This is a genomic window from Bradyrhizobium sp. LB13.1 (assembly GCF_054056815.1).
Genome location: NZ_JBSRYQ010000001.1, coordinates 2,332,217 through 2,345,934, shown reverse-complemented (window position 1 = coordinate 2,345,934; position 13,718 = coordinate 2,332,217). Strand labels below are relative to the sequence as shown.

At 61.5% G+C, this 13,718-nt stretch carries 15 protein-coding genes and 1 pseudogene; 3 read left to right on the top strand and 13 right to left on the bottom strand.

The annotated features are described in order from the left end of the window. Positions 1-72 precede the first annotated feature (72 nt). On the bottom strand, positions 73-1,266 hold the full coding sequence (locus ACVWYI_RS11065; protein WP_456661983.1) for an MFS transporter: 1,194 nt from the start codon (positions 1,264-1,266) through the stop codon (positions 73-75). Between the two features lie 52 nt (positions 1,267-1,318). Then, entirely contained in the window at positions 1,319-1,873 is a 555-nt protein-coding gene (locus ACVWYI_RS11060; protein ID WP_247347941.1) for a TetR/AcrR family transcriptional regulator, read from the bottom strand. A 1,240-nt stretch (positions 1,874-3,113) separates the two neighbouring features. Between ACVWYI_RS11060 and ACVWYI_RS11055 the strand changes: the two genes are divergently transcribed. Next, complete coding sequence (locus ACVWYI_RS11055; RefSeq protein WP_247347940.1) at positions 3,114-3,338, top strand: hypothetical protein; 225 nt, start codon at positions 3,114-3,116, stop codon at positions 3,336-3,338. A gap of 222 nt (positions 3,339-3,560) precedes the next feature. Continuing rightward, on the top strand, positions 3,561-3,887 hold the full coding sequence (locus ACVWYI_RS11050) for a hypothetical protein (protein ID WP_456661982.1): 327 nt from the start codon (positions 3,561-3,563) through the stop codon (positions 3,885-3,887). Positions 3,888-3,898: 11 nt separating this feature from the next. Here ACVWYI_RS11050 and ACVWYI_RS11045 read toward each other — a convergent pair whose 3' ends face one another. Next, positions 3,899-4,663 carry a DUF5131 family protein gene (locus ACVWYI_RS11045; protein ID WP_456661981.1) on the bottom strand — a complete coding sequence of 255 codons (765 nt, stop codon included), beginning with the start codon at positions 4,661-4,663 and terminating at the stop codon, positions 3,899-3,901. Between the two features lies 1 nt (position 4,664). After that, positions 4,665-5,495: a three-Cys-motif partner protein TcmP gene (tcmP, locus tag ACVWYI_RS11040; protein ID WP_456661980.1), complete on the bottom strand. Its 831-nt coding sequence runs from the start codon at positions 5,493-5,495 to the stop codon at positions 4,665-4,667. 800 nt (positions 5,496-6,295) lie between these two features. Here tcmP and ACVWYI_RS11035 point away from each other — a divergent pair. Continuing rightward, positions 6,296-7,047, top strand: a pseudogene (locus ACVWYI_RS11035) (IS5 family transposase). A 41-nt stretch (positions 7,048-7,088) separates the two neighbouring features. On the opposite strand, the gene ACVWYI_RS11030 reads toward ACVWYI_RS11035, so the two are convergent. The 9 genes from ACVWYI_RS11030 to ACVWYI_RS10990 form a co-directional block, all read right to left on the bottom strand. Then, the gene (locus tag ACVWYI_RS11030) at positions 7,089-8,099 is read right to left on the bottom strand and encodes a bile acid:sodium symporter family protein (RefSeq protein ID WP_456661979.1); all 1,011 of its coding nucleotides are present in this window, start codon (positions 8,097-8,099) and stop codon (positions 7,089-7,091) included. 798 nt (positions 8,100-8,897) lie between these two features. Next, entirely contained in the window at positions 8,898-9,191 is a 294-nt protein-coding gene (locus ACVWYI_RS11025; RefSeq protein WP_247376767.1) for a hypothetical protein, read from the bottom strand. Positions 9,192-9,565: 374 nt separating this feature from the next. Next, complete coding sequence (locus tag ACVWYI_RS11020) at positions 9,566-9,697, bottom strand: hypothetical protein (protein ID WP_456661978.1); 132 nt, start codon at positions 9,695-9,697, stop codon at positions 9,566-9,568. A gap of 234 nt (positions 9,698-9,931) precedes the next feature. Next, positions 9,932-10,651 (bottom strand): LrgB family protein, encoded by a 720-nt coding sequence (locus tag ACVWYI_RS11015; RefSeq protein ID WP_456661977.1) that lies wholly within the window; start codon positions 10,649-10,651, stop codon positions 9,932-9,934. Positions 10,652-10,671: 20 nt separating this feature from the next. Then, positions 10,672-11,076 (bottom strand): CidA/LrgA family protein, encoded by a 405-nt coding sequence (locus ACVWYI_RS11010; RefSeq protein WP_256474587.1) that lies wholly within the window; start codon positions 11,074-11,076, stop codon positions 10,672-10,674. Between the two features lie 26 nt (positions 11,077-11,102). Further along, positions 11,103-11,393 carry a hypothetical protein gene (locus tag ACVWYI_RS11005; RefSeq protein ID WP_247376759.1) on the bottom strand — a complete coding sequence of 97 codons (291 nt, stop codon included), beginning with the start codon at positions 11,391-11,393 and terminating at the stop codon, positions 11,103-11,105. 118 nt (positions 11,394-11,511) lie between these two features. Then, positions 11,512-11,811, bottom strand: coding sequence for a hypothetical protein (locus tag ACVWYI_RS11000; RefSeq protein ID WP_247376757.1), 300 nt, complete (start codon positions 11,809-11,811; stop codon positions 11,512-11,514). A gap of 397 nt (positions 11,812-12,208) precedes the next feature. Beyond that, positions 12,209-12,712, bottom strand: coding sequence for a hypothetical protein (locus ACVWYI_RS10995; RefSeq protein ID WP_456661976.1), 504 nt, complete (start codon positions 12,710-12,712; stop codon positions 12,209-12,211). 600 nt (positions 12,713-13,312) lie between these two features. Further along, positions 13,313-13,534, bottom strand: coding sequence for a hypothetical protein (locus ACVWYI_RS10990; RefSeq protein ID WP_247376753.1), 222 nt, complete (start codon positions 13,532-13,534; stop codon positions 13,313-13,315). Positions 13,535-13,718: the final 184 nt, after the last annotated feature.

The following is a 13,718-nucleotide window of genomic DNA, read 5'->3' as shown; positions in this document are numbered from 1 at the left end:
TTGCCATCCAGGTTGCTTGCAGACGGCCTTGGTAAACGGGCCGCATTGCACAATTTCCGGCCACGCCGGCGGCTACTCGGTGGCCGCATAGGCCAGGCCCGCGACGGGCAGCGCGAGGCCAATGGCCGATGCCAGCGTCCAGCCGCCTTGCGCAAAGGCCCAGGCGCCAAGTGCCGAGCCTGCGGCAGCCGCGCTGAAGAACGTCGCCATATAGAGGCCGTTGAGGCGGCTGCGATGCTCATGCCCCAGCACGAAGATGGCGCGGAAGCCGAGCACGACGTTGCCCTGCACGCCGAAATCGATCGCGATGGCGGCGACGACAAGGCAGGCCAGATTGAGCGTCGAACCGGCCGCGCCGATCTGCGTGATCAGGAAGCCCACGGCAACCAGCAGCATCGCGACCAAGGTCGCGACACGGCTATGGCCGCGATCGGCAAGCCGTCCCGCGATCGGGGCCGCGAACACGCCGGCGACGCCGGCGAGCGCGAACAGCGCAATGCCGCGCTGGGTGAAGCCGAACTCGTTCGCGAGCAGCAGCGGCGTCACGGTCCAGAACAGGCTGAACGCGCCGAACAGGCTGGCCTGGTAGAGCGCGCGACGCCGCAGCAGCGGCGTGGTCCGCACCAGATGCGGCATCGACAGCAGCAATTCGCCATAGTGCATGCGCGCGACCGGCTTGCGCTTCGGCAGCGTCATCCAGAGCACGGCTGCGAGCACGATCATCAGCGCGGCGGACAAGAAGAACACCGCGTGCCACGACAGCACTGCCGTGACGAAGCTCGACACCGGGCGCGCCAGCATGATGCCCAGCATGAGGCCGGTCGAGACATTGCCGACGACGCGGCCGCGGATGGCTTCCGGCGCCAGATGCGCCGCATAGGGAATGATGATCTGCACCGCGACCGAGCCGAGCCCGATGAACAATGCGGCGATCAGGAACGGCAGCGCGTGGGAGGCGAACCCCGCGGCGAGCAGCGCTGCGGCGCCGAGCGTGATGACGGAGCAGATCAAGGTGCGGTTCTCGACGAGATCGCCGAGCGGCACGATGAAGAGAAGCCCCACGCCGTAGCCGATCTGCGTCATGGTGACGATCAGCCCCGCCGCTTCATGCGACAGGCCGAGCGCGGCGCTGATCGGGGCGATCAGCGGCTGGGCGTAATAGATGTTGGCGGCGACCATGCCACAGGCCGCGGCAAGCACGAAGGTCAGTCGTTGCGACACCGCATCCGGCCCGGGCGCGGTCTCGATCGTGGCATTCATCGTCATTCACGCAGTCTCCAGATATAGGAAACGCTCGTTTCCTAATATGACAAAAAATTCAGGCGAGCAGTTTCATCGCGACGGCGACCAGGCGCTTGCCGTCGAGCGAAAGGCGCGCCTTGCCGACGACGCGCAGACCCTGCGTGATGCAGATCATCAGCCGCGCGGTGTCGTCGGCGGCGACATGGCGGGGAATCGAGCCGTCGGCCTGCCCCTCGCGAATGAGGCCGGCGATGAAGTTTTCGTTGGTCTCGAGCCGCGCGCTGACGAGGGCGGCGACCACCGGGTCGACCGCCGACAATTCGACCGCGCTGCCGACCACGAGGCAGCCGCGCCGCCCCTCGCTGCCCTGGGAGTGCTCTACGTACGAGAGAAGCATGTTGCGCAACCGCTCGCGGCCATTGGCGCCTTGCGCCGCGGCGCTGCGCGTCTGCTCCTGGCGCAGCGCGGCGTAGCGCTCGAAGGCGGCGAGAAACACCGCATGCTTGTCGCGAAACGCCTTGTAGACGCTCCCCGTCGCCAGCCGCATCGCCGCGGTGAGATCGCCGATCGAGGTCGCATGATAACCGCGCTCGCAAAACACGCGCACGGCGCGGTCAAGCGCAGTGTCCATGTCGAACTCCCGGGGACGGCCGGGCGGACGGACGGCGGGTTGGGATCTTCTGGCGGTCTTTTGCATTGCGAAATAATAGGGAATGATTGTTCCCGAATAAAGACACTTGGTTGTGATGCGGGGCGGACTTGTGATGGGGAGCAACGGTACCACTCACGTCCGTGTCCCGGACGCGCTGCAACGCGCAGCGTTGCTGCGCAGAGCCGGGACCCGGAAGGCGACACGGTACAATGCGGCGACATGGGCCCCGGCTCAGCAGCGCACCGCAAGAGCGCTGCGCAGCGTCCGGGGCACGAGAGCGGAGTTTGCCGCACTCTCTCCGCATCGTCATTGCGAGCGCAGCGAAGCAATCCAGAATCCCTCCGCGGTAAGACTCTGGATTGCTTCGCTGCGCTCGCAATGACGGAGTATGAGGCGGCAGCGCCACTCTTCCAGCTCGCATCTTGATTCCAGACACAGCTTCGCACCCTCGCGGCGCATTTCGCCCGAGCTTTGCTTGATCTCTCCACCCTCTTGTCCAGGAGGGCGCAGGGAAGGCCGGGTGCCGGCTGGCACCCGCGGTCCGCTGCGCGAAGATGTAGCGCAAGGAAACCGCACAGCAGCATACAGGTGTAGCCAAATCACTCGGCCTTCCCTGCGCAGTGGCTTTACGGCTTATGCCGTGCTCTCCCGGGAGCCGAGTTCGTTTTGGCCTCCCTCGCCTTCACGAAAGTCGCGGACACAGCGCCGGTTGACGCAAGTGCCGCATCCGCAAAGGCTTGACCGTAGCAACGACGGCCAGGACCACACGGTTTTGCCGTACGCACGGTTCGCTGCTCACCGCATTATCTCCCGGCGTTGTCGACATTGCCGGAAGAATACTGGCGAGACGAACCTGACAGCGCCGCTCGTCGACACGAAGCCTCGGGCTCACGGAGAGCAATCCGCCCTGCCCGCACTTTCGCGCCCGACGCTGTCGCGTCCACCGCAAGCCCGGCTCGCGAAACGTGACGACGCAAGATCGCCCCTCTTGGTCGAGCCGGGATGCGCGACACATACGCCATTTCCGAATTTCGGTAAAGCGGAATATTTTCGCACGGGCGGATTGACAGGGGCGACACAGGCGCGGTCGCCGCTGAAATCCAGGAACTTTCGTGGCTAATCTGCAACGGTTCCCCGCGATCTAAAGCCGGCCCAGACAAATTCCCATTCCGGCCACGAACCGCTCTCACAACGCCGTGAGATTAGCAGGGGAACTACGATGCGTGCACAACGCGTTTGGAAAGTGAACGGGGCCGCCAGCGCCGGGCAGCTCCAATCGAGACTGGACGATCTCAACAAGCGTCTCGGTCATCTCGAAAACCAGCATCCGGATAGCTGGAAGGTCGAAGAACTGAAATCGAGCGCACTCAGCCTGTCGCGCGAGATCGACGACATCCGCTGCGCCGAGGCGACCGCGGCGCTGAGCGAGCTGCTGCGGAAATAGCGGGAGTTCGCGATTGGCCCCGTCGCGCAAGGAACCAACGCCGCCTCCCCGCCATTGCCATGCCGAGCATGGAGCAAGATCATGACCAGGCACCTGACGCGAGCCCATCTCGCACGCGGCGTGGCCGGCGCGGTGTCCACGCTGGTCCTGTGCGCGACGGCGGCATTCACCATCGCGCGCCACTTTGCAATGTGAGGAATTTGGCGCTGTGAGGGTTTTCGCATGACGTCCGATCCCGAAGAATCGGTAAGGCTGCAAGGCTACGGAGAGATGACGTTGCGCACGGCCATCGCGACGATGATGTTGCTTGCGCCACGAGAGCGAGCCGACGCCGCCATCTTCCGCGTTCGTGATGGCGTGCGGCTGGCCTCGAGCGAGATCGCCGAACTCGCGTCGAATTGGGGGATCGAGCCGACCGGTGATTTGCGATCGCCGAGACTCGCCCCGGATCAGCACTGGCCGGAGATCGTCCGTGGCATGGTGCGCGAAGCCCCGTTGCCGTCGCTGGTGGTGGCGTTCATGCTCGGTGTGCTGGTGGCGAGGCGGTAAGGCCAAGCCCCTCAAGCTTGAACGCCTGCGCCTAACTCCACGACAGGCATTTCATCGAACGTGGAGTCCCGATAGGTCCTCCCAGTAGCCTTCTTTCGAACGCCTCCCCATTGCTTGAAGAAGAATGCTGTGTTGGCCTTACGACACGCAGCCTGGATCTCGTCCACCCATTCCTCGGCCATAGGCCTCGCATGAGGTCCGCTCTCGCCCCCCACAATCACCCACTGGATCCCTGCAAGGTTGGCGCCAGCTACCGACCCCAATAGTGGCTCAAATGAAATAAAGCGAACGGCAGCGGTTACCCTGCGCAGATCATCGACGCGATCGAGATACGCAGAACTCTCAACACTCGTCCCAAGCCAGACATTGGGCAAAGCTCCCAACTTTGCGGTGATCTCTGCCATTCGGCTGGGACGCTTTGTGAGTATCTGATAGGTGTGCCGAGGGGTCGATGCCATGACTTCCCAAACATCTGCAATGAATGTCGCCGGCACAGATTGGTGAAATAGATCCGACATCGAATTGACGAAGATGCGGCGCGGCCGCTTCCATCTCGCTGGCGCTGCGAGCACTTCTCGATCAAGCCTAATTTTTCCGTTCCACTTCGCGCGCCCTCCGCTTTTGCGGGTCAGACCGCGATACTTCTCCATACCCATAGCGTCGAGTCTTGCCGCCATTCGCATAGCATAACAGTTGGTGCAGCCCGGCGAGAGCACTGTACAGCCGGCGACAGGATTCCACGTAACATCCGTCCATTCGATTGACGTGTCAGCCATATCAAAAACCCATCTCTCTCTGCCCACCTGGATCGCGGACGGCATTCCAAAGCTTTTGTGCGAGATCGTGGGCTGCAACGAACATAAGCCAATACAGGCGTTGCCCCTTCGATCCAACGACGAGTTCGACTCCGTGTGCAGGCATAGTTCCAAGCTTGCGAATTTCGTCCAACCAGTATTCCATCAATGCAGCCCGAAAAGCATTGTTCGCTTGGTTGGGATTCACTCGACTGCGCCAACCCGGCGCGAATTTGTCGAGCGCGCCGCCTTGCACACTGTAGCGATCAAGATTTCTCTGAAGGTCCTGTACACTCACGTGCACCAGCATATCCATGTGTTTGAATCGCGCCAACTTCTCAATGATCTCAAAGGAGAGATACTCGAGATTGTAGGGATCTAGGAATGCGAAGTGCAATCCTGACGGATTGAGCGCGAAAACGATATCGTCAATTGCTTCCTGAGCAGGCTTATTGTGGACGACAGCAGCGCCTCCCAAAGCGCGAATTCGAGTATCTAAAGCTTGTGTCTTTGTAGGTTGGATATCGTTGAAGTGAAGATCGGAAAATCTTACGCCGCTGGCTTGAGCAGCCTTATATGCGACGAGCGGACTACCATCGATATATGTCGAAGTCCCTTCGATTAGTGATCGACCAGATGCTGAGAACAATTCGATGTAAGAGGCCCCGCCTGTCCCTCTCGGCGGCACAAAGCTGGCCCGAGCGCCTCGTGCTAGCTTGATGTATTCACTCAACCGCTGGTGCTTCCCAGACGCCCAAGGGCCGACGACATCAACCATCAGGCCATCGATGGGATCAATCTCCACTTTTGCCACGACATCACTCCCCCCAGAAGAGATGGCAGCTTCGCACTACCGCGGGTTGAAAAACAACATAGATGAAAGGCTAACTCAGTCCGGGCGCTGTTACCTGCGAATGCTGAGCCATGCCGCCGCAACAAGCAGCCCTGCCCGGCCAAATCGGCCGTGGACCCGCCCTGAAAATCGTTGCAATAAGGCGCTCCCAAGGCGCTGGCGGCCGGTCCGCCAAGCCTTCAGGAAAACGTCAACTTTTGGAAGAATGGTCGGAGTGGCAGGATTCGAACCTGCGACCCCTGCGTCCCGAACGTAAGTAGCGATCGAAAAGATCAACGACAACAGTGAGCTTTGCGCGGCATTGACCACCTTTATCGCCATTTGTTCACGGGGTTTCGGTGGTCAATCGGTGGTCTGCTGCATCAACTAACCCTGGCGGCCGGCCCGAGAAGGGCGGAGATCGGCGGATCCGCGTCCACCGTTCGTTCCCAAAAGGAGCTGGATTTCAGGAAGCCCCACTCCTCGCGGTGCCCAGGGGCGGGCTGGACATCGATCAATCAAAGCTAAGTAAAATCAATTACCTACCGCGACAACGGTTATGCTGCTTGTACCACTCAAATGTGCATATGTCGACCTTGCTTGCCCCACAGCGGCGTCGATCACCGGCCTGTCTTGGGGCCGAGATTCCCTCGAGGTAGCCGCGCACACGATCGACGTTGAATGCCTCCGGTTCCTTGGAGCCGGGGCACAGGTTCAGCACTGCTTAGGGTCTGTTGGGATTCAGGATTCTCATCGGGGCTTGGTTGTGATTCAAGCTTGGGATGGACCGATTCGTTTTGACTGACGCCCAATGGGCGAAGATGGAGCCGCATTGTCTTGGCAAGCCGGGAGATCCGGGCCGCAGCGGCAAGGACAACCGACTGTTTGTCGAGGCCGTTCTGTGGATCGCCCGAACCGGCAGTCCCTGGCGGGATCTGCCGGCGATGTTCGGCCACTGGAATAGCACATTCACGCGCTTTCGCGACTGGGTGAAGGCGGATGTCTGGAAGCGGCTGTTCGAGGCCATCTCCGACGATCCCGACATGGAATACGCCATGGTCGACGCCACCATCGTCAAGGTCCACCGCCACGGTCAGGGCGCAAAAGGGGGACGCAAAGCCAGGCGATCGGCCGCTCGAAAGGCGGCATGACCACCAAAATTCTGGCGCTCACCGATGCGCTCGGCAATCTCGTGCGCTTCGTGCTCCTGCCGGGACAGCGTTTCGATACGGTGGGCGTGCCGCCGCTCATCGAGGGATTGGCCTTCAACGCGCTGATCGCTGATAAGGCCTTCGATAGCAACGCCATCATCGCCGAACTCGAAGCGCGTGGCGCCAAAGTCGTCATCTCCCAGCATCCGCGCCGTGCACAGCCTCTCGCCATCGACAAGGAGATGTACAAATGGCGGCATCTCATCGAGAACTTCTTCGGCAAGCTCAAGGAATTCAAGCGCATCGCAATGCGCGCCGACAAGACCGACCAGAGCTTCACTTCAATGATCTATCTGGCCGCGGCCGCGATAAACTCCAGATGAATCCCAACAGACCCTAGTCAAAACCGTCGAGACGACTTTCGTCAGCGCATCACAACGGACCTGGCCTCGGTCGAGGCGGGTGCAGAGAGCTCTGCACGACGACCCCATCGCTGGGCCAGCGCGGCGCAGACCATCAATTGAATCTGATGGAAGACCATCAGCGGGAGGATCACTGCACCCGCCCCATGGGAAGCAAAGATAACTTTCGCCATGGTAACGCCCTGGGAGAGGCTCTTCTTCGAGCCACAGAAGATAATGGCCACTCGATCGGCACGATCGAAGCCCAGCCATTTGCCGAGAAGTCCGGTCGTGATCAGGGCGGCGCCAAGAAGGATGCCATCGGCGACGACCAGCCCCTCGAGCGCAGCCGGCGGAACCTGATGCCACAAGCCCTCGCTGATGGCCGCGCTGAAGGCGGAATAGACAATGAGCAAGATTGATCCCTGGTCGACCGCGCCGACAATGCCATCATGACGTCCAATCCATCCGCCGATGAACGGCTGGAGCAGTTGTCCGCAGACAAACGGCACGAACAACTGCAAGGTGATCTGTCCGATAGCGTCCCAGCCCGAGGCAGCTCCGCCGTGATTTGAGAGTACGAGACCTGCCACGAGCGGCGTCACGTAGATGCCGACGATGCTTGAGGCCGAGGCACTACAAATCGCGGCGGGAACGTTACCCTTTGCGATGGCGGTGAACGCGATCGAGGATTGCACCGTGGACGGCAGGCTGCAGAGGAACAGGATGCCGACGTAAAGCGCCGGCGTCACAAGCGGAGACAGTATCGGCCTGAAGGCCAGACCGAACAGCGGAAACAGCACGAATGTCGTCAGCAGCACCAGGGCATGCAGCCGCCAGTGACCTGCCGCAGCGAGCACGGCTTCGCGCGACAGCTTTGCTCCATGCAGGAAGAACAGCAATGCGATGGCGAAGTCGGTGAGGTGATCCACCACCAGCGCCGCCGCGCCTCGGCATGGCAGCTCGCTTGCCGCGACGACAATCGCGATCAGCGCCAGGGTGAAATTCTGAGGCAGGAACTTGGGTCGAGACATGCTGATGATTTGTTCGCGGGGACCGGCTTTGAACTAGCGCGATCGCGAAGTCAGCGCTGTTTTCGGGGCGGCGGAAACATGCCCCAGTGAGAACAACTGATCCATTCGTCGTGGTTTGTCGCGAACGCAGATGTCGGTGTGGTGGCGTTCATGGTCGTCTCCTTACATTGTAGGAACGATCTAGAAGTAGGGAGCGACAAACCCGTCACCACTAAAACTCGATTTAGGCGCGCTTACCGGTTGGCCGGCTGTCGCGAGAGCAAAACTATCTTGGCGCGCGACGTTAAGATTTCCGGGACCGGATCTGGCCCAGCCTGAACCGGACCATCATGGCGCAGCGAGACCTCCGAAACGGCGATGCGGCCGCCCGCTCGAGCAGTGCGCGCAACTTCGGGTGAAGACCTTCGCCTCTCGATGATGCCGCAAAGGCGTTCAATTGATGAAGAGAGCACATTGCCAGAACTCCTAGGCTGCTTACAGCACGGGGGCGCGACACTTCCGACGATCGACTTTTGGCGGCCACTCGACAATAAATCACGGGCCGCGCAACGTGGTTTAGGAACCGCGCGCAACGGTGCCAATAGAGTGGAAGTAAGAGTCCGCGCTCAGATTTCGATTAAATACGAATTCATTCGCTCGCACGGCGGCCGACCTCGCGTGAGGACTCAGCTCACGATGATGACACCACAAGGCATGCGAGTCGTCGCGTTTCGGCCAGACCATCGCTCAAGACCGATTCGCGCTCATCGACGGAGCGCCTGTTCCGCAACGAGCTTCGAGATGTGGCGGCAGTTCTCGCTACCTGCGAACAGGAGGATTGGTATTGCGCCAAGTGGGCACTGCGTTTGTCACGCCCACCGAAGGCCAGTTGTACGATCCCACCGAGGGTGCGGTGACAGTCCCGACAGACGTTCCGGACGTCCCATAGGTCTCGGACGGCGGTGTCGACAGCCCGGACGTCCCATAGGCAGCAGATTGCATTGTCGAGACATCGTGCCTCAAAGACGTGTAGTTCTTCCCTTCCGCAGCAAGGGGCGCGACCGCGAGCCCCAAGGTTAGGCAGGCGGCGGTCATGAAGTGGCTGGTCGTCATGATAAGGTCCTCTCTCGTAAGACATAGGCGGCAACGCGCTTCTACACGTCGACTAGCTCGCAGCACGAAGGACCCAACTAACGTCAGGCCTGCGACCAGGATGAACTGGCGTTGTCCAGCCAGCGCTCGGTGTCTTCATTGCTCCAGCCGGGGACGGCGAACCGTGGCCCGGCAGGCAATGCCGCGCTTGGATTTGCCGGTCGATGTTTCTGCACGTGCAGACGCGCTGCCGGACGAATTGGACGGTGCGTTGCAGCGGAAGCAGTCGCACACGAAGCCAGCAAAAGACCAAACACTAGTAGACAACGCATTGAGTCGCTCCGAGCATCTTCCTTCAGCATCAGACCGGGCACAGCGGGCGAACGGGCCGGGCTCTACGGGTCCATCCCGAGCGCTTGGCCGCCGAACTTGGACGGATCGTTGTAGCTGGGCGTATCGTTGTAATAGATCGGCGGCCGAGGGCCTGCATAGGCTCCCCTCGGGATGACGAAGTCACCCAGTGACACGACCGGCCCATGATGAGCCACGGCCCGATGCCATGCGTGCGTACCATGGATGGGGGCCGCGCTTGCGCAGGCGGTCAGCGAAATCAGAAAGCCAACAGTCAAGAGAGAACGCATCGAACTTTTCTCCAATTGCTCATTCCCGGAGGTAGGACGTGCCGTTGATCATCCCAATCCGGGCAGTCGCGCCGCGTATCACGTTGCCGGCATCGCCTCGGGTGGCGCGAACGATCGATCTCATGACCTCCAATACTGCGCAACGAGCGGCACGACGATACCAACCAGTACGCCGTTGAGCCCGATGCCAAGCGCGGCAAATGCGGCTCCAAGCTCGTTGCGCTCGGCTACTTGGGCGGCCGCAATGCCGCTTCCGGCAACTCCTGCTGCGAGGCCACGGGCCCGCCAGTCGTTGACGTTCAGCCTGGTCAGCATCGTCCGACCAACAACGGCCGCCACGATGCCGCCGACGATCGCGAGCGCGGCCGTCAGGGCCGGAATACCGCCGATCTGGCTCGACACCGCGGCAGCGATGGGAGTGGTCGCGGCCTTCGGCGCCATGGAAAGCGCAACCGTGCGTGAACCTCCGAACAACCACACCAGGCCAATGCCGCTGATCGTCGATGTCACGGAGCCCGCCAACAGCGCCAGTCCGACGCCCGCAAGATTCTCCCTCACGAGCCGGGCGCTTCGCGCCAGCGGAATGGCCAGGGCGACGGTTGCTGGTCCGAGCAGGAAATTGATGAACTGGGTCGCCTTAAAATAGACCGTGTAGTCGGTGCGGGTCACGAAGACGATGGCAGCCACGATAGTGATGGCTATCAGCACCGGATTCGCCAACGTCGCCCCTCGGCAAGCCCGCTGCAGCGCGTTGCCGGCCGTATAAGCGGCCAGCGTTACGACGAGCCAAACCAACGGCGTCGTGGCAAGCGAATTCCAGAGATGGTCAATTGCAATCATTGGCAGCGGTCCGATTTGGATCAACCCTGCTCCAGACCGTGCACGGTGTCTGGCGATCGCCGCGCGGCGCGGCGGCGAATGCTCCAGTGCATCACGAGGCCAGTGACGGCCAGGCTCAGCAACGTCGAACCGATCAGGCCGGCCGCAATCGGCAACCATGCCGACCGCAACACGCCGATCTCCGCGATCAGGCCGACACCCGCCGGCACGAACAGAAGTCCCATGTGACGGATCAGGGTTTCGGCGGTCTGCTGCAGGCTGCACGTGATCGGCGACCCGGAGCTCGCGCCTCCTTTTCTGAAAGCCAGCGCGGCGGCCAGAATTGACATGCCGATCACAGGCCCCGGTACGGGAAGCCCAATCATTTGGTGGAGCGCGTTGCCGGCGAGCTCACACCCCAGCAGAACGAGAAGAGCGGGTATCATCAATTTGGCCTGAGAGATGCATGGGTTCAACATCCGCGACAGATCGACCCCTCCAGCATCTTCTCAACTCGCGCATCCTCCTTGTCGATGGCAGCGTTCGTACCGAGCAGCGGGCCTTTCATGGCATGACCGATTGTCCCGGATGAGGGCAGCGCGGTACCTAGTGAATTCGTTCCCGGCGCCGCAGCGCTCGTGCCGAGCGCGCCGCCACCCATGGACATGTGCGATCCCATCGATCCCATGCCGCCGCGGGCGAATGCTGTGGTGGCGGAGAGGACGAGACAAAGTGCGACGCAAAGCGGGGAGAACAGCCTCATGATTCATACTCCGGGGGTTGAGGTGAACTGAATTCGAAGTAGGCCTCAGGCACGCCAGTCGCCGAGCACGATGGCGAGAGCGATCATGACAAAGAATACAGATTCGACATCGGCGCGTTCACAGCTGCAAGCGTATTTCGCCTTCTCGGAAGAGTGATTGCGACGATGCTCGGTCGTCGATGGAAATGCCTACATCAGACACATCAAGAACATTCGGTTCGGGAAACGCAACAAGGAGAGCAGCAGTGATCGCGGGCCGCGAATTCTCCGCACGAATGAAACAATGGAGAATGATGATGACTATGTTCAAGACACTGATTGCTGCGGCGTTGATCTCGACGGCGACAATCCCATCCGCATTTGCAGCGTGGTCCTTCGCGGACCAGGAGCCAGCGGCGTACGCATCGATGTATCCCAACCGGGATGTCCTGAACGGCGGCGCCTTGACGCCGGCAGGCAGGATGGGCCTCGAGCGCGCCGGCGGCGCGGCTCCCGTGTTCGCGGGCCGCAACGTCCCTATCGGGCCGAGATACCGCTGAGCGCAAGGCATCGCGAAGCGTCATACGGGGTGCTGCCGCAACCTGCGGCGCACCCTGTTTGCTGTTCGAAACTACTGCACCAGCTGCTTTGTCATTCGCGTGGCCATCTTGCGCAGCAATTACATTTGGATTCGCCGTCTCTCGGCCGGCCGTCAGGATTTCCCGGACATCGTGATCGAGCGCCGCGCATAGGGGCCCGCATCACCGGCGCTGCCGGCAGCCGACTACTTGGAGCCATCAATCTCCGCTCTCGAACGTGAATTGGATCTACAGGCCTCAGCACTTACGTCTCATCTCGACAATCGAACCTCTGGAATTTTGAATGCGTACGCTCATCTGCGCGACGACTGCCCTCCTGCTGAGCGGCAGCGGCTGCTTGGCACAAGTCTCGACCATGGGAACGACCGCCATGGCCATTCCGACAACACCGGGCGCGATCGTGTCGTCCCCGCTGGCTGGGCCAAGCCCGTTCACGAGCCTTTTCTCGGCCTCGACCATTCCCGGTGCGCCAGCAACCACGCTGGCTTCGCCCCCACTGGCACAAGACCCCACACTTCCAGGAACAAGCGTGAATTGTGCGCCGACCGCGGTGGAGCTTTCACCATCCGTGGAGAGCGTCACCGCCACGAGCAGCGGCGTTTCTGCGAGCCCCACCGCGGCGATGAGTGCAACGAGCCCGATGGGCGCAATGGGGACCATCACTGGCATGACGGGGCTGGCTGCGCCGATGACCGCTACAAGCCTGCCGCCGACCTTGCCGGCGGCCATGCCCGTGACCATCGTCGGCACGGTCACCGGCAGCACAACAGGCACTGTGGCGCCAGCGTCCCTACTCGGCAGCTCAACTCCCGGAAGCTCGTGCACGTCGGCACCCGGAAGCACCTTGACCAATGCAGCGGCTCTGCCGGCGTCAACGTCTGATATCCCGTCAACCCCTGCCCCCGGCACCATTCAACCGCCGGCGATCGAAGCCGACACCGCCGACACCAGCATTAGCCCCGCCCGGAGCGTGATGCCCACCCCGAACACGAGCGCATGTTCCGAAAGCATATCGATGGACCTCGCTAATCCGGGTCCAGCTAGTCCCCTCACCAGCGGCACTGCTGCGGCGGCGGGAGCATCCCCGCCTGCTGGCTGCTAAGCGCAATCTCGATAACTCGGTCGACTGAACCCACTGGTCGGGCTCGCGGGCGCGGTCCGGGACGCTGCGCCGGGCCGTGTCCCGCAGAGTGAGTCAGCATTCTTGGATTCTTAGCGGCTAATCTCATCCTCGAGGATGAGAATCGGGCGCGACCTGAACATGTGGACGCGGGCAAGAGACGATCGCACCGCCCGCGGCTGCGCAGTCGGCTTATGCCGCCTTCCTCCTTGGTTTGCCCATCAGCAAACCTGCGGATTGTCACCGTGATCGCAGATGCCACCAGGCGGCTCCGAGGGCACGGCCTCATTGGCGCCAAAAGGTTCTGCAAACCGAGACACGCTCGGGTGATGAGCGCGCTCGGTGATGTGGCCTTTGTTCGCGTAAGTCTCGCGTGCATTGGCGGCCGTCGTGAACATCGCAGTCGCGATCAGCCCCGCCGATAGAATCTTCAACATCGTCATCAACCTTCTCCATTCAAATGCAACGAACGTGTTGCCCTATGAAGGAGGTGCGGATCGATGTAGCGGAAGCGAATGCAAGACTTGCTCACAGGCGCTCAATGAGCCGTGAGTCGCTTACGATTACTTAATTGCGCGAACCGGGCCAAGGCGCGCATTGCCTCGCTGACATTGGATACGGAGGCGC